Genomic DNA, 22270 nt, shown 5'->3' with positions numbered 1-22270 from the left:
TGAGATGTCTGGGGGTCAGGCGCTGAGCGCCGCGGGCAGTTCGCCGATCACGCCGGTGGCGGCGAGGGCGTCGATGGCGTCGTCGCCGACGCCGGCTTCGCGGAGCACCTCGACGGTGTGCTCCCCGAGGAGCGGAGCGCGGCGCCGGATGGTGGCGGGGGTGCGGGTGAGCTTCGCGACGGGCCCCGTGATGCGCGTGGGTCGTCCCGTGCGCGGGTTCTCCACCACGGGCAGCATCCCGCGGACTTCGAAGTGCGGATCGGCGAAGATCGCCTCGGCGTCGAGCACCGGACCGAGCGGGACCTTCCCGCCGAGGATCTCGATGAGCTCGGCGACCGTGTGCCGGCCGGTCCATTCGCCGACGATCTCGTACACCTCGTCGCGATTGACCCAGCGCGCGTTGTCGGAGTCGAACCGTTCATCGTCGATGAGCTCGGGGCGTCCCATGAGGGCGCACAGCTTGGCCCACTGGGCGTTGTGCGGGGCGCCCAGCGCGACCTCGCCGTCCTTGGCGCGGACGGTGTTGAACGGGGCGAATCCCTGCAACTGGTTGCCCATCGGATGCGGCGACACCCCCGTCGCCGCGTAGACGTTGACCGCGATCTCGGAGACGGCGAGGACGCTGTCGACCATGGCCGTGTCGACGTATTGCCCACGCCCCGAGCGCTGCGCCTCGAACAGGGCGGTGACGGTCCCGAGAGCTGCGAACAACGCGGGGACGCTGTCTCCGATGCCGGAGCCGACACGCACGGGAGGCCCGCCGTCGGGGCCGGTGATGCTCATGATCCCGCCCATCGCCTGCGCGACGACATCGAACGCCGGCCAGTGCGCGTATGGGCTCTCCCCGCCGCGGCGGTCGCCGAAGCCGCGGATCGACGTGTACACGAGACGCGGGTTGATCTCGGCGAGAACCTCGTACCCGAGCCCGAGTCGATCCATGACGCCGGCGCTGAAGTTCTCGACCAGGGCGTCAGCTTCGCGCACCAGCGTCAGCAGCACCCCCCTGCCTTCGTCGGACTTGAGGTCGAGCACGATCGAGCGCTTGTTCCGATTGGCGTTCTGGAAGACGTTCCCGTGGTCGTGCGTCTCGTCGTCCGGGGCGAACGGACCGGTGCCGCGCAGCATGTCCCCCCGCGGCGGTTCGACCTTGATGACGTCGGCGCCGTAGTCGGCCAGCAGCGAGGTGCAGAACGGGCCGGCGAGCGCCTGCGTGAGGTCGATGACGCGGATGCCCGCGAGCGCGCCGTTCATCCGGTGTACTCCCGCCCGATCAGGGCGCGCGCGACGATGAGCTTCTGGATCTGCGGAGTGCCCTCGCCGATCTCGAGGCCGGAGACGTCGCGCAGCATGGACTGCAGCGGCATCTCCTCGGAGTACCCCGTGTGCCCGTGCGCGATGATGCAGTCGTGGATCGTCTGCAGCGAGACGTCCAGCGTCCACCACTTCACCATCGCGGCTTCCTTCGTGTACGGCTCCCCCGCATCGGCGAGCGACAGCGCGCGATAAGTGAGCCACCGCGCGGCCTCGAGCCTCGTCGCGGCCTCTGCGATCGGGAAGCTGACTCCCTGGTACGCGGCGATCGGCTTGCCGAAGGTGTGGCGGTCGCGCGTGTGCTGGATCGTGAGGTCGAGCGCTTTTCGTGCGACGCCGGTGCTCATGAATCCGATGACGGAGCGCGTGTAGTCGAACTCGCTCATGACCATCCGGAACGCCGCGCCGACCGCGCCGAGCACCTGGGTGTCGGGGACGAAGACGTCGTCGAGGAACACGGCGGAGCGGCCGAGGGGCTTCCAGCCCGGGTCGTCGAACGTCTGGATCTCGACGCCGGGCGAGTCGAGTGGCACGAGGAAGCAGGTGATGCCGCCCTTGCGGGGGTTCCCGTCCGCGTCTGTGTAGTCCTCAGCGCGTGCGAAGGTGATCATGCCCTTCGCGTGCGGCGCGAACGTGATCGAGGTCTTCTCGCCGGTGAGCTGCCACCCGCCGTCGACGCGGCGCGCGCGCATGCGCATGGCCGCCGCATCCGACCCGCTCCCGGGCTCCGTGAGTCCGAGTGCGACGATGTGCTCGCCGCGGACGATGCCGGGGACCCATTCGGCCGCGAGATCCGCGGGGAGGAATCGCTCGAGCAGCGGTGCGGTGAGGTTGGAGGTGTAGGCGATCTGGGCGAGGTAGAAGTTCGCGTAGGCGAGCTCCTCGTGCACGATGCCGAGGTGCACGCGGGTCAGCTCGTCTCCGAGCCGCCCCATACCGCCGTGCTCCTCCGATGTGCCGAGGCCGAGCAGCCCCTGCTCGCCGAGCGCGCGGGCAAGCTCCCACGGGAAGCGGTCGCTGCGGGCGACGGGCAGGTACGAGTCGGCGTGCGGGGCGGCAGCCCCGCGCACCCAGGCGGCGAACTCCTCGTACTCCTCCCCGAGTTGGACGGGCGGGCGCAGAGCTGTGGCGACGGCGGACATGACGCCTCCTCTTCGAGACTTGGTCGGGGCATCTGGAATCGATGCGACCCAGCCATGCTCACCCGCGAGGAGTAATCATGCCAAACAGCGATTTCATGCCATAAACCGCTGTTTTCCTGCGTTTACCCGGATCCGCGCGCGTTCCGCGCGACGAGGTCCGGCAGCCGCGCCCACAGTTCGTCGACCTGGCGGATGGTGTCGTCGATCGTCCCTGTCGTGTCGATCACGACGTCCGCGACGGCCAGACGCGCGCTGTCGTCAACCTGCGAAGCGACGCGGGCCGCGGCATCCGTCTCACTCATTCCACGGAACTCCACCAGCCTCCGCAGTCGCACGTCCGACGGCGCGTGGGCGACGACGATGAGCTCCCATGGGTCGTCGACGCGCGCCTCGACGAGCAGCGGCACGTCGTAGACGACGACCGCGTCCGGATCGGCGGCGAACGCTTCGTCGAACCGGCGCTGGGACTCGGCGCGCACGGCGGGGTGCACGATGCGGTTGAGGCGTGCGATCGCGTCGTCGTCGCCGAACACGCGGGCGCCGAGCCCGGCTCGGTCCAGCGAGCCGTCCGGGCGGATGACATCCGCCCCGAACTCGCGCACGATCTCGTCGAGGACCGGAGAGCCTGGCTGCTGCACGTCGCGGACGATCGCGTCGGCGTCGACGACGACCGCCCCGTGCTCGGCGAGACGGGTGGCGATGGTGGACTTGCCCGAGGCGATCCCACCGGTGAGGGCGATGAGCGGCATGTCAACGAGGATGCCACGCCCGCGCATGCCAGGCGCGCCCGCAACCTTTGGGCGCTCCTGAGGAACGCCTGAGGAGCGCTTGAGCCGTGCGGACTAGTTTTTGGGGTACCCGAAAGAGAGACGGACTTCGGCACGAGCGGAGTCTGGGGAGGTCGTGAGATGCTCGAGCGGCGCCGGTCACAAGCGCTCTCGACTCACGCGACCCTCTGCTCGTGCCGCACCGCCGCCGCCGAATTGCGACGCGGTGTCGGTCCTGATCCCATGCAAGGCGTCGGCGATGGTGCGGGGGCTCATGCGAAGCGCCGGAGGGCGATGCGGGTGGTGAGGGCGCACGCGGGGGGCGCGGCGCCCACCACTCGCAGCGGCAGGGCGAGCGACGGGGAGCGACTGGGGGCTCCCCCTCGCCGTCCTCCCGTCTCGCAGCGTCGACGCGATCGCTCTTCTGTCGACGCACACGGCCCCTCCCCATGCGGTGATTGAGATGCCCGGCGACCGCCGATTCGAGGCGGCGTTCTGGGATATCATGACCGACGTCAACGATCCGACGGCGGAAACGGCCGCGCCCGGGGGTGCTTCGATGGATCAGCAGCGCGTCGCGGTGGTGATCGAAGACGAGGAAGACATCCGCTCGCTCCTGAGCACAGTCCTCGCCAACGCGGGCTTCACCGTGCACGGCGCCGCGACCGGAGCGGAGGGCCTCCGCCTTGTCCGCGACCACGAGCCGCTCGTGACGACGCTCGACATCAACATGCCCGGCATGGACGGATTCGAGACCGCGAAGCGGATCCGCACGTTCAGTTCGACGTACATCGTGATGCTCAGCGCGCGCACCGAGGAGATCGACGCGCTCCAGGGTCTCGAGGCCGGCGCGGACGATTACATCGCCAAGCCGTTCCGTCCGCGCGAGCTGCGTGCGCGCATCGACGCCATGCTGCGCCGCCCTCGCCACCGCCTCGACGCGGCCCCGACCGCCGGGCCCGAGCCGAGCACCGACCCGCCGGCCGCTTCGGCATGGCTCGAGCACAAGGGCGTCCGGCTCAACCGCGACATGCGGATCGCGACGCTCAACGGCCAGGATCTGGAACTCACACGCAGCGAGTTCGACATCCTCGCCGATCTGCTCGCCGCCGGACGGCGCGTGCGCGGCAAGAGCGATCTCGCGCTCATGCTGCGCGGTGAGCGGTACACCGGGGTCGAGTACGTGAGCGACAGCGATGCGCGCGCGATCGAGGTCCACGTCGCGAACCTGAGGCGCAAGCTCGGCGAATCGCCTGCGAACCCGCAGTGGATCGAGACGGTCCGCGGAGTGGGCTACCGCCTCACGGCCTGACGCGCACCGCCCGCGACCCGCAGCGCGGCGTCAGCGCTCGTCGCCGACGAGCACCGATGTCTCGACGCTCGCCGCAGCCCGCCGTGCCGCCTCGCGCGCGACCCGAACGAGCGCCTCGGTGTCGTACCCCGACGTGTCGCTCAGGCTCACGCCCACACCGACGACGGGCAGCACTCCCCCGCCGACCTTGCCGAGGTCGTCGAACAGTCCCCGGTAGATGACCCCCGCGCTGCGACGCGCCGTCGCGGGCGAATCGGCGACCACCGCGACGAGCAGTCCTGTGGGGCCGTCCTCGCCGACCATCGCGTTCGACGGGGCGTGACGCCGCACGCCGGCACGCCACGCGTCGGTCACCGCTCGGGCGACCTCGCTGCCGAACGCCGTCGAGATCTGGTCGAGGTCCTCGACGCGGATCGCGATGACCCCCACGAGGTCGTTCCGCCACGCCGCACGCCTGCACACGTCCGTCAGGTCGCGCTCGAACACCGGGAGCGGCACGATCCCGTCCCTGCGCTCGCCGTGCGCGACCGGACCGTACCCGCGCACGGGCGCTCGCGACGCGCGCAGCACCGAGGTGACCACGACGGCCACGATCGTCAGGACGACGGTGAGCATCGCGGTGTTCGCGGTGCCGAAGACGCCCTGGAACAGTGCGCTCTCCGGACCCGCGACGAGGAATGCGCTCGTCCGCGCGATGAAGTAGATCGCCTGGAACGCGAGCACGGTCGCGAGCACCCAGGCCGTCCTGCTCTCGAGCAGTGCCCCGCGCAGGCACTCCGCCGCGCCCAGTCCCGCGAACACCACGAGCGAGAGGAACATCCACGTCGCACCCGCCCAGTCCCCGCCGACGGGGTCGAGGAAGGTCGAGAGGGCGGCGCCGGCGACCGCGAGCACGACGATCGCGGATGCGGCGACCATCCGCCGCCCGTTGAACGCCCGTGCGCCGAGCCACATGCATCCGGTCCCCGCGACGAACGCGGCGTTGCCCACGGCGACCGGCCATGAGACCCCTGGCATCTCGGTCCACAGGACGTACGCGATCGTCGTGAGCATCGCCGCGAGGAAGCCGATCGACCAGATGCGCCCGGCACCCTCGTCGCGCCGGATGATCGTCTCGACGATGAACAGCACGCCGCTCGTGTTGACCACGAGCGCCGTCATGACCATCACGCTGAACAGGTCCAGGTTCATTCCGTGCTTCCGCTCCCGCTCGATGCACCCTCGGCCGCGGACGCCGCCTGGGTCGCCGGCAGCTTGACCACGAAGGTGGAGCCGACGCCGGGTGAGCTGTGCAAGCCGATCTCGCCGCCGTGCGCGCGCACGATGTCGCGGCAGATGGCGAGCCCGAGGCCGGTGCCCGTCCCCCGCGGCGCCGACGCTCGATAGTAGCGGTGGAACAGCCGCGCGCGATCCGCCTCGCTGATCCCGACGCCCGTGTCGCGCACCAGCACCCACGTCGAGGTCCCGTCTGTCGTCGTGCCGAGGAAGACGGAGCCGCCGTCGCGGTTGTATGTGATGGCATTCGCGAGGAGGTTGTCGATCACCTGCCGCAGGCGCATGGGGTCGGCCCACACCATCGCGGGCTCGAGTCCGACGGTGTCGATCGTGATGGCGCGCGACTGGGCGCGCGGCAGCATCGCCTCGGCCGCGGCGCGAGCGATCTCGTCGGCGCTCACCTCGCGCGGTGAGACGGTGAGCTCGGCCGACGAGGGCGACGAGCTCGACGCGGCGAGGATGTCGCCGACGATCCCGAGCAGCCGCTCGGCGTTGCGCTCCGCGATCTCGAGTCCGCCGCGCACGCGTTCGGGCAGCTCCTCGTCGTCGAGTGCGAGGTCGAGGTAGCCGAGGATCGAGGTGAGCGGCGTCCGCAGCTCGTGCGACACGGATGCGACGAGGTCGTCGCGCGCGCGGAGCGCGGTGAGCTCGGCGGTGACGTCGCGCGAGATGACGACGGCCCCCGCATCCGCCCCCGACGTGTCGGTGAGCCGGCGTGCCGTGATGTTCAGCGCGCGGCGCGGCCCCGAGGGGTCGCCGAACCACACCACCTGACCGTCGAACGCCTCGCCGCGCAGCGCGCGCTCGAGGGGCAGCTCGCCCGGCGGCAGCAGTGTCTCACCGTCCTCGAGGTAGGCGGGCACCTCGTGCCCCTCGGGGTCGCCTGGGTCGGACAGGTCGGAGCGATCGCCCGCGCCGAGCGCGAGCTGCAGTCGGCCGTGTGCCTCGTTCGTCACGGCGACCTCGCCGTTGGGACCGATGCGGATGACGCCGAAGTCGACGGCGTCGAGCACCTCGGTGAGCTCCTGCTCCTGGCGTCTCGTGCGCTCGAGCACCCGGCGCAGCAGCTGCGCCTGCTTCGCGAGCAGCGTGCGCTGCGCGTCGGCGCGCCTCGCCGTGAGGAAGTTCGTCGCCGCGACCGCCAGCAGCACGAGCGGCAGCAGGAGCGTGGCGTAGCTGAGGTCCTCACCGCCGACGGGAAGCAGGATCGCGAGCATCGCCGCGATGCCGGCGACCGCGCCGCACAGTCCGAGCGTACCGAAACCCGCCGAGAGCCACGTCACCGGGAAGATCCACAGCAGCCCGAGCGGTGACCGCGGCGACGACAGCTGGATGAGGATGATGGCGACCATGTCGAGGGTCGGGATCATCGCGACCCAACCCGGCGCGAGACGGTTCCACGGTATGAGGAAGGTCGCACCCGTGAGCACGAGCACGAGGACGACCCCGAAGAAGAAGAGCGCGATCTCGCCGCCGAACGGTCCGAGGGCGACGATCACGGCGAGGATGAACACGACGGTCGCAAGCAGCAGCTGGTTGAGCACGGCTGCTCGTTCGCGCGTGCGGTCGGCGCCGCGATCGCTGAACGGTCGCACGCCCGAGTCGACCAGGTCGACCGGCGGCGCGACGTCGTCGTCTGCCACAGCCATACCGTGACGGTAACGGATACCGGGCGAGTGCGCCGTACGGCCGCGCATTCGATGAGACGGATGCCGCGGCATCCGTCTCATGGAAAGCGAAAGGGCCGGAACCCGAAGGATCCGGCCCTTTCGTGGGATCTATCAGCGACCCGACAGCTTCTCGCGCAGAGCGGCGAGCGCCTCGTCGTCGGCGAGGGTGCCCTGCGGGCCGCTCTCCGACACGAAGGTCGACGGGCCCAGGTCGTTCGCGGCGGCCTCGGCCTCGAGGGCCTTGGCGACCTGCGCCTTGTGGGCCTCCCAGCGCGCGTGGGCCGCAGCGTACTCCTGCTCCCACTTCTCGCGCTGCTCGTCGAAGCCTTCCTTCCACTGGTTGGTCTCCGGGTCGAAGCCCTCGGGGTACTTGTACTCCCCGTTCTCGTCGTACTCGGTGACCATGCCGTAGAGGGCGGGGTCGAACTCGGTGCCGTACGGGTCGACCGAGTCGTTCGCCTGCTTGAGCGACAGCGAGATGCGGCGACGCTCGAGATCGATGTCGATGATCTTGACGAAGACCTCTTCGCCGACCGACACGACCTGCTCGGCGAGCTCGACGTGCTTGCCCGACAGCTCCGAGATGTGCACGAGGCCCTCGATGCCGTCCGCGACGCGAACGAACGCGCCGAACGGAACGAGCTTGGTGACCTTGCCCGGCGCGACCTGGCCGATCGCGTGCGTGCGGGCGAAGACCTGCCACGGGTCCTCCTGCGTCGCCTTCAGCGACAGCGAGACGCGCTCGCGGTCGAGGTCCACCTCGAGGATCTCGACGGTGACCTCCTGGCCGACCTCGACGACCTCGGATGCGTGCTCGATGTGCTTCCACGAGAGCTCGGAGACGTGCACGAGGCCGTCCACGCCGCCCAGGTCGACGAACGCACCGAAGTTGACGATCGACGAGACCGTGCCCTTGCGGACCTGGCCCTTGTGCAGGTTGTTGAGGAACGTGGTGCGCGACTCGGACTGCGTCTGCTCGAGAAGGGCACGACGCGACAGAACGACGTTGTTGCGGTTCTTGTCGAGCTCGAGGATCTTCGCCTCGATCTCCTGCCCGAGATACGGGGTGAGGTCGCGGACGCGACGCAGCTCGATGAGCGAGGCGGGGAGGAAGCCGCGGAGGCCGATGTCGACGATGAGGCCGCCCTTGACGACCTCGATCACCTGACCGGTGACCACACCGTCGTTCTCCTTGATCTTCTCCACGTCGCCCCACGCGCGCTCGTACTGCGCGCGCTTCTTGGAGAGGATGAGGCGGCCTTCCTTGTCCTCCTTCTGGAGAACGAGCGCCTCGACCTCGTCGCCGACCTTGACGACCTCGTTGGGGTCGACGTCGTGCTTGATGGAGAGTTCGCGCGAGGGGATGACGCCCTCGGTCTTGTAGCCGACGTCGAGGAGGACCTCGTCGCGGTCGACCTTCACCACGGTGCCTTCGATGAGGTCGCCGTCGTTGAAGGACTTGATCGTCTTTTCGACCGCGGCCAGGAAGTCCTCGGCAGATCCGATGTCGTTGATCGCGACCTGCTTGGCGGCCGGGGCGGTCGTTGCGGTAGTCATGTAGTGGGTTGTCCTAGTTGGTTGTTGATCGGGCCCCGGCACGCGCCTTCCTTGTCTTCACGGTCGGAATCGACCGCATGAGCAAGGCGCAGCACACCGGAGCGGAGCGGATTGTTGTCGTGCGGTGCCACGTGGACCGGAGTCCGGGCGTGCGGAACGAGCCACACGTGTGACACTCCAGGGTATCAGAACGCCGTCGGCGGCTGTGATGTTCCCGTGAGGATCAGGCCCCCGTGCGAGGGAGGTCGATCGGCGCCGTCGTCGTACGGTCGGGGTCGAACGGCGGATACGGGCCCTCGCCCTCCCCGCGGAGCTCGGCGATGCGCTGCGCCTCGCGCAATTGCGCCGCCTCGAGCCAGCCCATCCTGCGCCAGCTGTCGTCCTGCGCGGGCGGAGAGGTCTCGGTCGACTCGGCCGGCGCGACGGTCACGGTCGGCTCCGCGGGCTTCGGCACCGGCATGGGCGTCGGCGCGCCGCCCTGCTGCGCCGCCGCGAGACCGCGCAGACCGGCCTGCTGGATGACACGTTGGATCGTGAGACCGCGTCCATCGGGATCGCCCACGTACTTGATCTCGCGCAGACCCTGCTCCTGCGCGGCGGACTCGAAGATGAAGTGGCCATAGCCCAGCATCCGTCCGATCAGCGGCTTGTGGACCGAGATGTCGAGGATTCGCGACAAGGGCATCGTCGCGATGCGCTGCGAGAGGATCCCGTGCACGCGGAACACGCGCATGTTGGTGATGACGAATCGGTCGACGTGCCGGTCGAGGATGCGCCACGCTCCGTGGGCGATGATCGCGGCGCCTCCGAAGATCGGGATCCACCACAGCTGCGGCGGCACGACGACCACGAACGCCATGACGACGATGCCGCCCAGCATCTCGAGGGCGGCCGAGACGAGAGCGGCCCAGTGCTTCTTCACCTCGTCGATCACGACCTCGCCGTGATCCGAGATGAGATGTTTCTGCGTCTTGGGGTCGAACAACCTCATCCGCCCGCGAGGCTGACGAAGAACTGTGTGACGGCGACACCCGCACCCCACACCGCGCCGACGGCGCCTTGCACCGCGTTCGCGGCGTCCTCCGGGCGGGTGACGAGGTAGAACACGGCGAACGCGATGACGAGCCCGATCACGATTCGCTTGACAAGCTTCACGGCACGGGGTCCCTTCGGTCGGCGAGATTTGGACGGTCCCCCCGGATCGTAACGGTGCTGTTCTACCGCAAAAAGGACCGGATGCGGCGCCGAACGCGCCGAAACGACGAAGTCAGCCCCCCGCGCGCTCCGCGCATACGACGCACCGAGTCGCGGTCGGCCGCGCTCGAAGGCGGCCCACCGGGATGGGCTTGCCGCAGTCCACGCACACGCCGAACTCGCCCGCCTCCCACCGGGAGAACGCCGCGTCGATGTCGTGCTGTTCACGGGCGATCTCGTCGCGAAGCCCGGCCAGGCGCGACCATTCGGCGGAGAGCGTGGCGCCCTCCGGGTCGTGCTCGTCGTCGGCCTGGTCGCCGCGACGATCGGCGCGCAGCTCCTCGAGATCCGCGTCGATGGCCGCCAGGCGCGCGGACGCGTCGGCCGCGAGCTCGTCCAGCAGCTTGCGCATCTCGGCCTCGCGCATCTCGACCTCCCCATGAGCCTCGATCGTTCGAGACTAGACCCGCCTCATCGCGGAAGGGCCGTCAGGGGCGCGGCGCGCCGGGTACGGCATCCGCCTCGGGATCGCCGCGCGACGCACACGGGCGTCATGGGTCGTAGCGTGGGCACATGCGCATGACCCAGTCGTTCCGTGCGACGAAGCGGGCGCCGCTCCTGCAGGTGGCGAAGTCCGCCGTCGCAACGGCTCTCGCGTGGATCGTCGCCGGTCTGCTCGTGCCCGGCCCACCGCCGGTGTTCGCGGCTATCGCGGCCCTGCTGGTCGTCCAGCCGAGCCTCAACCAGTCGTTCACCAAGGCGATCGAACGCAGCGTCGGCGTGATCGTGGGCGTCGTGATCGCTTCGCTGCTCGGTCTCGCGTTCGGCTCGGAGTCGTGGGTGATCCTGCTCGCCACGGTCGTCGCCCTCGCGGTCGCGTGGGCGCTGCGCATGACGTCCGGCACGACGAACCAGGTCGCGATCAGCGCCCTCCTCGTGCTCGCCCTGGGCACCGCGACGCCCGGCTACGCGATGAACCGCGTGCTCGAGACCCTCATCGGCGCCGTCATCGGCTTCGTCGTGAACGTCCTCCTCGTGCCGCCGGTCGCGGTGGCGCCGGCGCGGACCGACGCCTTGGGTCTCGGCGCGGCGGTCGCCGACTCGCTCGAACGACTCGCCCGCGCCCTGACGTCTGTGCAGACTCCCGCACAGCTCACGGAGCTCATGCTCGAGGCGAGGCTCATGCGCCCGATGGTGCGCAAGGCGGAGGCGGACATCGAAGCCGCGAGCGACTCGCTCACACTCAATCCGCGGGCGCGCCGGCACCGCGCGGACCTCGCCGTCTCGCAGGCGCTCATCGACCGCTACTCCCCCATCGTGACGCAGGTGATCGGGATGACCCGTGCCGTCGTGGACCGCTACGACCCCGGACTCGTCGACGAGCCCGCCGTCCACGCGATCGCCGACCAGCTGCGAAGAGCGGCCCACGACGTGCGGCTCGACCCGCATCTCGCCTCCACAGCTCCGGAAGCGCCGCGCGTGCCGCACGCCGACGCGGAGACGACCGCCGACGAGGGGCCGGCGCTGACCGCGCCGCTGACGATCGAGACGCCGTCGGCGGACCACTGGGTCCTGATCGGCTCGCTGCTCGAAGACCTGCGGCGCATCCACGAGGCTCTCGTGGAGCCGCCCACCGCGGCTACGGAGTCCGCTCCGTCACAACCACGGTGAACTCCAGCGGCTGGATGCCGCCGTCCTCGTTCGGCATGACGACACCCGTCGAGCCGACTCCCACGGCGTTGATGCCCGGGTTGAAGGTCGCCGTGTCGTCCTCACGTCCTTGCGTGAACGTGGCAACCGACTCGTCCTCGATATCGGCGTTGTAGCTGTCGACCGGGAGCGACCCCGTGTCGATGTTGAGCACCTGTCCCACGACGAGGTCGACGGTCTGCCCCTGCAGATCGTTCGCGCTCATCGTCACCGGTGCGATCACAGGCCCGTTCATCGCCGGGCTGCACGCGCCGAGCATCAGTGCGGCGGTGACGGCGACGAGAGCGGAGAAGACTCGAACCGATCTCACGGTGGTCAGCATGGCACCACGCGGATGCCTCGTCCACCACTCCTCCCCACGCGCATGCCTGTGGACAACTCGGCAGGGGCGCAGCAACCCGCGATTACCGTGTTCGTGTGCTGCCACGGATCGTCTCGGGCCTCGTCGCCCTCCTGCTGGTCGGCGCGATGGTGACCGGATGCAGCGGCCAGCCCGCGCCGGAACCCTCGACCCCTTCGGCGCCGACGTTCGCAACCGACGAGGAGGCGTTCGCGGCGGCCGAGGAGACGTACCGCGCGTATGTGGATGCGACGAACGCCGTCGATCTAGCGGACCCCGCAACGTTTGCGTCGGTCTTCACGCTGTTGACGGACGACGCAGCCGCCGACGCCCGCAAGCAGTACAGCCAGATGCATGCAGAGGCGTGGCGTCTGTCCGGCGCACGTCAAGTAGTCCTTGTGGCCGTCAGAGAGCCGACGTCGGAGATCTCAGTGGCTGCTCTGAACGTCTGCCTGGACGTCTCCGACGTGGAAGTCGTCGACCCGTCTGGAAAGTCGGTCGTGAACACAAATCGGCCCGATGTTCAGTCGATCGCTGTCGAACTGACGAGTAGTGCCGAGTCGCCGACAGGACTGCTTATAACGAGCATCGATGGGAGAGACGGGGAACCAACTTGCGACGGGTAGCGCTTGGCGTCGTAATCCTCATTACTGTGCTCACGCTGGTCCCAACGGACCTCGCGCAAGCCGCGCTCTGCAACGACGCGATCGAGATCTGTGAGATTGTCAACTCAGGAGATCAGGTAGACATCGCGGGGTCCGCAATAGCTCCGGGGCACGCTGAGCAAGACAATTCAAGGATGGAATCTCCTCGCTCGACGGAACCCGACGACTGCGCCACCGCGACGGTCTGTCGCGACATGCCGTACAAGATCATCTCGGTCCCAGACGTCACGATCGAAGACCTCGCCTCCTTCCGGCCCGCCGCACCGACGCTCACCGGCGAGCCGTTCGGGTTCGGAGTGGTCGGGCTGCCGGCGAACGTGGTGGCCGCGGCATCCGAACAGCGCTTGAACGGCGAGCTGCTGGGATGGGACGTGACCGTCCGCTTCCGTCCTGCGGGCTACGTGTTCGACTACGGGGACGGCACGACGCTCCGCACGGCGACGGGCGGCGCGGCATGGGCTGCGGCGGGTCAGCCGCAGTTCACACCGACGGCGACCAGTCACACCTACCGCGCACGCGGCACGTACACCGCGTCGGCGCGTGTGCTCTACTCGGCGGCCGTCGACTTCGGGTCGGGGGTGTGGCGACCGGTGCCGGGTTACGTCACCGCCGAATCCGGCGCCTACCGGATCGAGGTGCTCGAGGCACGCACCGCGCTCGTCGACCGCACGTGCGCGGAAGACCCTCGCGGTCCAGGCTGCTGACGGGCCGCCAGCGGCGATCGGGGGCGACCGGTAGAATCGGGCCGTTCCCACACTCAGGCACGCTCACACAGTGCCGCATATATCGCCTTAGGAGACCCCATGGCCGACGCCCAGATCCCAGACAAGCCCGCCCTCGAGGGTCTCGAGAAGAAGTGGGACGCGAAGTGGCGCGAGCAGGGCACGTACCTGTTCGACCGCGCACGAGCCGTCGAAGTCGGCCGCGCCGGCATCTACTCGGTCGACACTCCCCCGCCGACGGCATCCGGAACCCTCCACATCGGACACGTCTTCAGTTACACGCACACCGACGTGAAGGTGCGCTTCGAGCGCATGAGCGGCAAGACGGTGTTCTACCCGATGGGCTGGGACGACAACGGCCTGCCCACCGAGCGTCGCGTGCAGAACTACTACGGCGTCCGCTGCGATCCCTCGCTGCCCTACGACCCCGACTTCACGCCCCCGTTCGAAGGCGGCGACAACAAGAGCAGCAAAGCCGCCGATCAGGTGCCGATCAGCCGGCGCAACTTCATCGAGCTCTGCGAGAAGCTCACGGTCGAAGACGAGAAGCACTTCGAGGCGCTGTGGCGCGACCTCGGCCTGAGCGTCGACTGGACCCAGACCTACCGCACGATCTCCGACGAGACGATCCGCACGAGCCAGCTCGCTTTCCTGCGCAACCTCGAGCGCGGCGAGGCATACCAGGACCTCGCACCCACCATGTGGGACATCGACTTCCGCACCGCGATCGCGCAGGCCGAGCTCGAAGAGCGCGAGCAGCCCGCCGCATTCCACCGCGTCGCGTTCCACCGCACCGACGGCGCGGGCGACGTGCACATCGAGACGACGCGTCCCGAACTTCTGGCAGCGTGCGTCGCCCTGGTGGCCCACCCCGACGACGAGCGCTACCAGCCGCTGTTCGGCACCACCGTCCGCACGCCCCTGTTCGACGTCGAGGTGCCGGTGCTGGCGCATCCGCTCGCACAGCCCGACAAGGGCTCCGGCATCGCCATGATCTGCACCTTCGGCGACGTGACCGACATCGTGTGGTGGCGTGAGCTCAACCTGCCGAACCGCACGATCCTCGGTCTCGACGGACGCGTCGTCGCCGACCCGCCCGAGGCGATCACGTCGGACGCCGGCCGCGCCGCGTACGCGGAGCTCGCGGGCAAGACCGTGTTCAGCGCCAAGAAGCGCATCGTCGAGCTCCTCCGCGAGTCCGGCGAGCTCATCGGCGACCCGAAGCCGTTCACCCACGTCGTGAAGTTCTACGAAAAGGGCGACCGCCCGATGGAGATCGTCTCGACTCGCCAGTGGTACATCCGCAACGGCGCGCGCGACGAGGCGCTGCGCGAGCGGCTCATCGAGCTCGGCCGCGGCATGGCGTGGCATCCGGACTTCATGCGCGTGCGCTTCGAGAACTGGACGAACGGCCTCACCGGCGACTGGCTCGTGTCGCGTCAGCGCTTCTTCGGCGTGCCGATCCCCGTCTGGTACGCGCTCGACGAGACCGGTGAGCGCGACTACGACCGTGTGCTCGTGCCGGACGCGTCGCAGCTCCCCGTCGACCCGAGCACGGACGTGCCCCCGGGGTACACCGAAGACCAGCGCGGCAAGCCGGGCGGCTTCGACGGCGAGCGCGACATCTTCGACACGTGGGCAACGTCGTCGCTCACGCCGCAGCTCGCGGGCGGCTGGGAGCGCGACCCGGAGCTGTGGAACCTCGTCGCGCCGTTCGACGTGCGCCCGCAGGGTCAGGACATCATCCGCACGTGGCTGTTCTCGACGATGCTGCGCAGCGCCCTCGAAGACGGTCGTGCGCCGTGGACGGATGCCGCGATCTCGGGCTTCATCGTCGACCCCGACCGCAAGAAGATGTCGAAGTCGAAGGGCAACGTCGTCACGCCCGCCGACATCCTCGCGCAGCACGGGTCTGACGCGGTCCGCTACTGGGCAGCCTCCAGCCGCCTGGGCGCCGACGCGGCCTTCGACCCGCAGAACCCGACGCAGGTGAAGATCGGCCGCCGTCTCGCGATCAAGGTGCTCAACGCCGCGAAGTTCGTGCTGTCGTTCCCCGTGCCCGAGGGCGCCGAGATCACGCACGCGCTCGACGCATCGATGCTCGCCACGCTCGACGACGTCATCCGCCAGGCGACGAAGGCCTTCCAGGCCTACGACCACGCCCGTGCGCTCGAAGTCACCGAGGCGTTCTTCTGGACGTTCTGCGACGACTACCTCGAACTCGTGAAGGAGCGCGCGTACGACCGCACCGACGTCGGCCAGGCATCGGCAGCGCTCGCGCTGCGCCTCGCCCTCTCGACGCTGCTGCGTCTGCTCGCACCCGTGCTCGCGTTCGCGACGGAAGAGGCCTGGTCGTGGTTCAACGAGGGCTCCGTGCACCTCGCGTCGTGGCCCGAGCCGCTCGGCATCGAGGGAGACCCCGCCGTGCTCGCCGCCGTGAGCGAGGCGCTCATCGGCATCCGTCGCGCGAAGACCGAGGCCAAGGCCTCGCAGAAGACGCCCGTCGCCCGGCTCACGATCGGCGCCCCTGCTGCAGCCGTCGCAGCGCTGAAGGCCGCCGAAGGCGATCTCAAGGCCGTCGGCCGCATCGACGAGCTCACCTTCGCGGATGCCGAGGCCGTCACCGTCTCCGACATCGAGCTCGTCCCCCAGGAGGCGTGACCATGCAGCTCGGCACTCGCTGGACCTCGGGCGACGAACCCCCGAAGGCCGTTCCGGAGGCGCTCGTCCGCGGCATCCGGTCGGTCGACGCGTCGATCCCCGGTGACGACCTCGGTCAGCCGCGTCCGCGCTGGACGCTCACGTGGCTCGAGGGCAAGCCGATCGCCGAGCTCGACACAGGGGTCATCGTGACGCTCGACGAGAACGGCGAACCGGTCGCGCAGAACGACCCCGAGTCCGGATTCGGGTAGAACGTGCGAAGGGGGCGGCGCCGCACAGGCGGCCCGCCCCCTTCGTCATGTCATCAGGGGTGCTCGACACCGGCTTCGGCGCCCGCCTTGCGCGTCCCGACGATGAGCAGACGCGAGCCGACCAGCGCAGCGAGGACGATCACGCCGCCACCGACGATGAACGGCACGCGCAGATCGACGCGGGACACGAGCCCGCCGATGATGGTGGCGATCGGGAAGAGCCCCCACGTCAGCATCCGGATGATGCCGAGCACACGACCGAACAGCTGCGCAGGTACGATCTGCTGTCGCAGAGCGCCCCACGGCACGTTCCAGATCGAAACGGACATGGCGCCGAGGGCGTACGCGACGCACGCGGTCGCGACCTCGGGCGCAAGTCCCGTCAGCAGCAGCCCGACACCCGCGCCCAGGTTCGCAGCGAGCATGACCGGGCCGCGCCCGAACCGCTCGACCAAGCGCGACGCGACGAGCGAGCCGAGGAGGGCGCCGACCCCGATCGACGCCGTGACGAATCCGATCGCCGCCGGTGCGACGCGCATGACGTCGAGGAAATAGAGGATGATCGCGGCCTGCGAGAACGTGAGCGCGCTGCCGACGAGGGCCGTGAACGCCACCATCGTGCGGAGGTACCGCTGGTGCCAGAGGTACGAGATCGCTTCGCGGGCCGACACCTTCGACGGCGTCGGCGGCACCGCGACGGGCTCGGCGACGGCGCCGGCGGCGACGTCGGGGGCATCCGCATCGATGACGACATCGGGCCGACGCAGCGGACGCGCGGCCGAGAGCGGCAGCAGCAGGGCGAGCACGATGGGCACGAGGTAGCCCGCCGACCCCACCCACAGCGGCAGCGCGAGCGACGCCGCGAACAGCAGCCCTGCGATGGGCTGCGAGACGAACGAGTCGATCGTGATCTGGGCGGCCTGCATGCGACCGTTCGCGCGGTCGAGCTGAGCACGCGTCACAACGCCGGGGATCACGGCGTTCGTGGCGTTGTCGAACAATGTCTCGCCGAGTCCGAACACGAGTGTGCCGAGGAACAGCGCCCACAGGTCGAGCGAACCGGTGACGGTGAGCACTGCGAGCCACAGCGCGACGCCGCCGCGGATCGCGTTCGCCGCCGCCATGATGATGCGGCGGTCGAAGCGGTCGACGATCATGCCGGCCGGCAGGCCGAACACGAGCCACGGCAGGAACGCCAGAGCCGTGATGACCGAGATGGCAAGCGGGTCGCGCGTGAGGGTCGTGGCGATGAGCGGGACCGCCGTGCGACCGAGGCCGTCGGCCAGATTGCTGAACGCGGCCGCGGTCCACAGTTTGCCGAAGTCGCGGCCGAGCGGGGCCCTGCTCCCCCGCTCGGCCGCTCCTCCGGACGTCTTCTGCTCAGTGGTGTCGACGGCGTCGCCCATCAGCGGAGCATTCCGGCGGCACCGAGCGCCTCGGCGTTGCGACGCGCCTCGACGTAGCGCTCCTGCGACGCCGCGGCGGCACGCGCCGCCGCCATCGCGCGGCGCTCGAGGCGGTGCGCGACGTACGACTCGATGGCGGCCGTCACGCGAAGCAGCGCGCGCTCGAATCGCGTCGCCGACACGCGTGAGTGTGAGAGCCGCGGTGCGGAGATGGTGGTCATGACTCTTCTCCAAGTTCTGGAAGCGGGAAGACGTCGGCACGGATGGTGACGGGCCGGACGTCATCGCCGGTCTGGTTGCGGTGCTTTTCCACGGCCTCATCGATCACGGCCATGATCTTGTGGGAGAGCTCCGCGCTCTGCGCGGGTGTGAGACGCGCGTGAGCGGTGGAGATCATGCTCGACTCCTGCCACTCGGGGTCTTCCGACATCAGCCCGCCTTGGATGAAGCGCATGAGCTGCTCCTGACGGAGGTGGAAGAACTCGTTCATGACGAGCTGGGTCGCGGCGCGCCCGGCCGGCGACTTCATCGCGTCGGGGTTCGCGAACGACACGCCGCCGACGGGTCGCTGCCACCAGCGCTCGCGTGCGTTGCCGCGCCCTTCGACCTCTTCGATCAGGTCGTGCTTCGCGAGGGCGCGCAGGTGGTAGCTGGTCGATCCCGTCGACTCACCCAGCCGCTCGGCAAGTGAGCTGGCGGTCTGCGGACCGTACTGACTCAGGATGTCGTAGATCCGAACGCGCATCGGGTGCGCAAGCGCCCTGAGCGCGCCGGTGTCGAGCACTCGGTCGTCGCGGTGGTGCGCCAGGAGCGCGGACTCCGTCTCGGCGTCGTCTCGGCCCTCTTCGCGGATCTCTTCGTCCATGTCCACAAAGATAGCGTTGCAAACACTTCTTTGCAAGTACTTCTTTGCAATCTGTCGTTTGCAAAGGAATGGCGGCATCGGATGCGCCGTCACTAGGCTGGGCGCATGGCGACCGACAACCCACTGCTCTCCCCCAGCACGCTCCCCTACGGACTCCCCGACTACCCCGCGATCAAGCCTGAGCACTACCTCCCCGCCTTCGAAGAGGCCTTCGCGCGGCACAAGGCCGAGGTCGCCCTGATCACGCAGAACGAGGATGAGCCGACGTTCGAGAACACGCTCGTCGCGCTCGAGGAGAGTGGACGCATGCTGGGCGACCTCTCGCGCACCTTCTACACGGTGTCCTCCGCCGACGCGACCGACGAGATCCAGCACATCGAGGAGACGCTCGCACCGCTCATGGCTGCCCACGAGGACTCGATCCAACTCGACAGCGCGCTCTTCAGCCGCATCCGCAGCCTCTACGAGAGGGCGGACGAGCTCGACCTCGATGACGAGCAGCGCTACCTGCTCGAGCGCCGCTACACCGAGATGTCGCACGCCGGCGCCGGACTCGACGAGGCGGCGAAAGCGCGGCTCACCGAGCTCAACCAGCGCCTCTCGACGCTCACGACGCAGTTCGAGAAGAACCTCCTCGCCGACACGAACGACCTCGCCGTCGTGTTCGACGACGCGGCTGAGCTCGACGGACTGACCGAGGGCGAGCTCTCGGCCGCGGCGCAGGCGGCCGCGGACCGCGGCCTCGAGGGCAAGTACGTCGTGACGCTGACGCTGTTCACGGGGCATCCGTATCTGTCGACGCTCACGCGCCGCGAGAGCCGCAAGCGCATCATGGACGCGTCCCGTGCGCGCGGGTCGCGCGGCAACGAGCACGACAACCGGGCGGTGCTCCTCGAGATCGTGCGGCTGCGCGCGGAGCGCGCCGAGCTGCTCGGCTACCCCTCGCATGCGGCATACGTGACGTCCGACGAGACGGCGGGATCGCCCGAGGCCGTGCACTCCCTGCTGCGCCGGCTCGCCGCACCGGCCCGACGGAATGCGGAGCGCGAGCGCGAAGCGCTGCAGGCGATCATCGACGCCGAGCCCGAGCCGTTCACGCTCGAGGCCCACGACTGGGCGTTCTACACCGAGAAGGTGCGTGCCGCGAAGTACGACCTCGACACGACCGCGCTCCGGCCGTGGTTCGAGACGGAGCGAGTGCTGAAGGACGGGGTGTTCCGCGCTGCGACCGACCTGTACGGCATCACGTTCACCGAGCGCGAGGACCTGCCTGCTTACCACCCCGACGCGCGCGTGTTCGAGGTCTTCAACGCCGACGGCTCCGCGCTCGGCCTCTACATCCTCGACCTCTACACACGCGACACGAAGCGCGGCGGCGCGTGGATGAACTCGATCGTGTCGCAGTCCCGTCTGCGCGGGACGAGCCCGGTCGTCGTCAACAACCTCAACGTGCCCAAGCCCGCTCCGGGCCGACCGACGCTGCTCACCCTCGACGAGGTGACGACGCTGTTCCACGAGTTCGGTCACGCGCTGCACGGCCTGTTCGCGACGGTGACGTACCCGCACTTCGCCGGCACGAACGTGTTCCGTGACTTCGTCGAGTTCCCGAGCCAGGTCAACGAGATGTGGATCTACTGGCCCGAGATCCTCGACTCGTACGCGCGACACGTCGAGACGGGCGAGAAGCTGCCGGACGGCGTGGTCGAGAAGCTGCGCGCGACCGAGAGCTTCAACCAGGGCTTCGCGACGAGCGAGTACCTCGCCGCCGCGTGGCTCGACCAGGCGTGGCACTCGCTCTCACGCGAGGAGGCGTCTCGCGAGATCGATGTGGCCGAGTTCGAGGCATCCGCTCTCGCCGACATCGGACTCGACAACCCGGTGGTGCCGACGCGCTACTCGTCGACCTACTTCGCGCACGTCTTCGCGGGCGGCTACAGCGCCGGCTACTACTCGTACATCTGGAGTGAGGTGCTCGACGCCGACACGGTCGAGTGGTTCCGCGAGAACGGCGGTCTGCGCCGTGAGAACGGCGACCGATTCCGCCAGCGGCTGCTCGGCGTCGGCGGGTCGAAGGACCCGCTCGCGGCGTACCGGGACTTCCGCGGGCGCGACGCCGAGATCCAGCCACTGCTCGAACGGCGCGGGCTCGTGGCCTGATCCGCGCGCGTCAGTCGGTGCCCAGGCGGTAGAAACTCCACAGCTCGTGCTCGATCGGGAGCACCTCGAAGCGGGTGAACCCTGCTTCTCGAGCCCACCGTTCGACCGTCGGCGCGCGCATCACGGTTCCGTTCGCCTCGTCCTGCCCTTCGGCGATCGTCGCCGGAAGGCAGTGCAGCACGCTGAACCCGTAGTTGAGGCGCTCGAGGAAGTCGCCGTCGGGTGTGAACTCGTCGGCGACCTTCTCGTCGCCGATCACGATGGCACCGCCCGGCGCGAGCAGCGACCTGAGCGCTCGGAGCGTCCGGATGGGTCCGTTCATGTCGTGCAGCGCCTCGAACACGGTCCCCAGCGCGATGGGTCCGGGTACGGCGCGGCGCAGGGCCTCCGCGTCGCCGGCGTCGGCACGCACGAACTCGACGCGGTCGCCCAGGTCCGTCTCGGCCAGGTTGGCGCGGGCGTCTTCGACGGATGCCTCGTCGAGGTCGACCCCGATGACGTGCGCGAGTGGGTAAGTGCGCGCGAGCGCGAGCGTCGACCAGCCGGTGCCGCACCCCGCATCGACGATGACCGAAGGGCGGGTGCGAAGACGCTCGTCGAGGTCGGCTGCCGACTGCATCCACTCCTCCATGGCGAGCGAGAATCCGGGACGGTTGAGGGATGAGATCGCGTCGCGCACGGCGGCCCCGTACCGGTGGTAGGCGACGCCCTCACCCTTTGCGAAGTCGTCGACGACGGCGTCGAACACGTCCGTCATCCCGACGAGGAATGAGCCGACGCCCGCCATGGCGTACGGACTCTCGCTGTCGAGAAGCACCTCGGCGTGCGCGGCCGGCAGGGCGTACCGGCGGCTTCGGGCGTCGCCCTCCTCGGCGACCTCGAGGATGCCGGCGGCGGCCTGCTGCTCGAGCCACTCCCGGGCGTAGCGCTCGACGATGCCCGTCTCGCGCGCGAGATCGGATACCGTCGCCGATCCGATCCTCTCGAGGGCGGCATAGAGGCCGCGCCGCACCCCCAGCTCCACACAGAGCAGCTCCATCGCGGGCACGAGCGCCTCGAAGAGGCGGGCGGAGAACGCCTCGGCGCGAGCCGCGAGGGGCTCGTCCGTGGTCGTGGTCATCATGATCGTCCTCCTGTCGGGTGTTCTGGCCGGAGTGTACGTCCGCGACGGTCCGCCCGGAAGACCTGTGCGACGGATGCGGCGCAACCTGATCGACGTCGTGTCGCGGTCCCCCAATAGACTCGGCACACTCCAGAGCGCACAC

The 22270-nt window shown here is 69.3% G+C and carries 21 protein-coding genes; 7 read left to right on the top strand and 14 right to left on the bottom strand.

Annotated elements, in window-relative coordinates:
- Positions 1-15 precede the first annotated feature (15 nt).
- The 3 genes from VNR19_RS15075 to coaE all read right to left on the bottom strand — a co-directional run bounded on the left by VNR19_RS15075 (position 16) and on the right by coaE (position 3202).
- Positions 16-1251 carry a CaiB/BaiF CoA transferase family protein gene (locus VNR19_RS15075; RefSeq protein ID WP_325728099.1) on the bottom strand — a complete coding sequence of 412 codons (1236 nt, stop codon included), beginning with the start codon at positions 1249-1251 and terminating at the stop codon, positions 16-18.
- Entirely contained in the window at positions 1248-2453 is a 1206-nt protein-coding gene (locus tag VNR19_RS15070) for an acyl-CoA dehydrogenase family protein (protein ID WP_325728098.1), read from the bottom strand. Before VNR19_RS15070 ends, VNR19_RS15075 begins: the two co-directional genes overlap by 4 nt.
- A 122-nt stretch (positions 2454-2575) precedes the next feature.
- Positions 2576-3202 carry a dephospho-CoA kinase gene (gene coaE, locus VNR19_RS15065; protein ID WP_325728097.1) on the bottom strand — a complete coding sequence of 209 codons (627 nt, stop codon included), beginning with the start codon at positions 3200-3202 and terminating at the stop codon, positions 2576-2578.
- A gap of 577 nt (positions 3203-3779) precedes the next feature.
- Between coaE and VNR19_RS15060 the strand changes: the two genes are divergently transcribed.
- On the top strand, positions 3780-4532 hold the full coding sequence (locus tag VNR19_RS15060) for a response regulator transcription factor (protein ID WP_325034204.1): 753 nt from the start codon (positions 3780-3782) through the stop codon (positions 4530-4532).
- A 30-nt stretch (positions 4533-4562) separates the two neighbouring features.
- On the opposite strand, the gene VNR19_RS15055 is transcribed toward VNR19_RS15060, so the two are convergent.
- From VNR19_RS15055 to VNR19_RS15030, 6 genes are all read right to left on the bottom strand, one after another.
- A complete protein-coding gene (locus tag VNR19_RS15055) occupies positions 4563-5723 on the bottom strand; it encodes a hypothetical protein (protein ID WP_325728096.1) in 1161 nt (386 codons plus the stop codon).
- Positions 5720-7456 carry a sensor histidine kinase gene (locus VNR19_RS15050; RefSeq protein ID WP_325728095.1) on the bottom strand — a complete coding sequence of 579 codons (1737 nt, stop codon included), beginning with the start codon at positions 7454-7456 and terminating at the stop codon, positions 5720-5722. Before VNR19_RS15050 ends, VNR19_RS15055 begins: the two co-directional genes overlap by 4 nt.
- A gap of 132 nt (positions 7457-7588) precedes the next feature.
- The gene (gene rpsA / locus VNR19_RS15045; protein WP_325728094.1) at positions 7589-9034 is read right to left on the bottom strand and encodes a 30S ribosomal protein S1; all 1446 of its coding nucleotides are present in this window, start codon (positions 9032-9034) and stop codon (positions 7589-7591) included.
- Between the two features lie 223 nt (positions 9035-9257).
- Positions 9258-10025 (bottom strand): PH domain-containing protein, encoded by a 768-nt coding sequence (locus VNR19_RS15040; RefSeq protein ID WP_325728093.1) that lies wholly within the window; start codon positions 10023-10025, stop codon positions 9258-9260.
- Entirely contained in the window at positions 10022-10189 is a 168-nt protein-coding gene (locus tag VNR19_RS15035; RefSeq protein WP_325034199.1) for a hypothetical protein, read from the bottom strand. Before VNR19_RS15035 ends, VNR19_RS15040 begins: the two co-directional genes overlap by 4 nt.
- A gap of 112 nt (positions 10190-10301) precedes the next feature.
- A complete protein-coding gene (locus VNR19_RS15030; protein ID WP_325034198.1) occupies positions 10302-10655 on the bottom strand; it encodes a TraR/DksA family transcriptional regulator in 354 nt (117 codons plus the stop codon).
- 146 nt (positions 10656-10801) lie between these two features.
- Between VNR19_RS15030 and VNR19_RS15025 the strand changes: the two genes are divergently transcribed.
- On the top strand, positions 10802-11899 hold the full coding sequence (locus VNR19_RS15025; protein ID WP_325728092.1) for an FUSC family protein: 1098 nt from the start codon (positions 10802-10804) through the stop codon (positions 11897-11899).
- Here the strand turns inward: VNR19_RS15025 and VNR19_RS15020 are convergent.
- Positions 11868-12248, bottom strand: coding sequence for a hypothetical protein (locus tag VNR19_RS15020; protein WP_325728091.1), 381 nt, complete (start codon positions 12246-12248; stop codon positions 11868-11870). The two genes, VNR19_RS15025 and VNR19_RS15020, sit on opposite strands and share 32 nt — an antisense overlap.
- A gap of 107 nt (positions 12249-12355) precedes the next feature.
- Here VNR19_RS15020 and VNR19_RS15015 point away from each other — a divergent pair, with 107 nt between their 5' ends.
- From VNR19_RS15015 to VNR19_RS15000, 4 genes are all read left to right on the top strand, one after another.
- Positions 12356-12904, top strand: a complete 549-nt coding sequence (locus VNR19_RS15015; protein WP_325728090.1) for a hypothetical protein — start codon at positions 12356-12358, stop codon at positions 12902-12904.
- 173 nt (positions 12905-13077) lie between these two features.
- Complete coding sequence (locus VNR19_RS15010) at positions 13078-13647, top strand: hypothetical protein (RefSeq protein ID WP_325728089.1); 570 nt, start codon at positions 13078-13080, stop codon at positions 13645-13647.
- Between the two features lie 99 nt (positions 13648-13746).
- Positions 13747-16326 (top strand): valine--tRNA ligase, encoded by a 2580-nt coding sequence (valS, locus tag VNR19_RS15005; protein ID WP_325728088.1) that lies wholly within the window; start codon positions 13747-13749, stop codon positions 16324-16326.
- A gap of 2 nt (positions 16327-16328) precedes the next feature.
- Entirely contained in the window at positions 16329-16577 is a 249-nt protein-coding gene (locus tag VNR19_RS15000) for a hypothetical protein (RefSeq protein ID WP_325728243.1), read from the top strand.
- Between the two features lie 53 nt (positions 16578-16630).
- Here the strand turns inward: VNR19_RS15000 and VNR19_RS14995 are convergent, their stop codons facing one another.
- Genes VNR19_RS14995 through VNR19_RS14985 form a run of 3 tightly spaced genes read right to left on the bottom strand, consistent with a single transcriptional unit; the run spans position 16631 to position 18848 of the window.
- Positions 16631-17983: an MFS transporter gene (locus VNR19_RS14995; protein WP_325728087.1), complete on the bottom strand. Its 1353-nt coding sequence runs from the start codon at positions 17981-17983 to the stop codon at positions 16631-16633.
- A complete protein-coding gene (locus tag VNR19_RS14990) occupies positions 17983-18204 on the bottom strand; it encodes a hypothetical protein (RefSeq protein ID WP_325728086.1) in 222 nt (73 codons plus the stop codon). The genes VNR19_RS14995 and VNR19_RS14990 overlap by 1 nt, the downstream gene beginning before the upstream one ends.
- Positions 18201-18848, bottom strand: coding sequence for an ArsR/SmtB family transcription factor (locus tag VNR19_RS14985; protein ID WP_325728085.1), 648 nt, complete (start codon positions 18846-18848; stop codon positions 18201-18203). Before VNR19_RS14985 ends, VNR19_RS14990 begins: the two co-directional genes overlap by 4 nt.
- Before the next feature lie 105 nt (positions 18849-18953).
- On the opposite strand from VNR19_RS14985, the gene VNR19_RS14980 reads away from it, so the two are divergent.
- Positions 18954-21005 (top strand): M3 family metallopeptidase, encoded by a 2052-nt coding sequence (locus tag VNR19_RS14980; protein ID WP_325728084.1) that lies wholly within the window; start codon positions 18954-18956, stop codon positions 21003-21005.
- A gap of 10 nt (positions 21006-21015) precedes the next feature.
- Here VNR19_RS14980 and VNR19_RS14975 read toward each other — a convergent pair whose 3' ends face one another.
- A complete protein-coding gene (locus VNR19_RS14975; RefSeq protein ID WP_325728083.1) occupies positions 21016-22125 on the bottom strand; it encodes a class I SAM-dependent methyltransferase in 1110 nt (369 codons plus the stop codon).
- Positions 22126-22270: the final 145 nt, after the last annotated feature.

The sequence above is a fragment of the Microbacterium sp. genome (assembly GCF_035556355.1).
In the GTDB taxonomy this organism is placed as follows: Bacteria; Actinomycetota; Actinomycetes; order Actinomycetales; family Microbacteriaceae; genus Microbacterium.
This window is presented reverse-complemented; position numbering and strand designations above follow the sequence as displayed.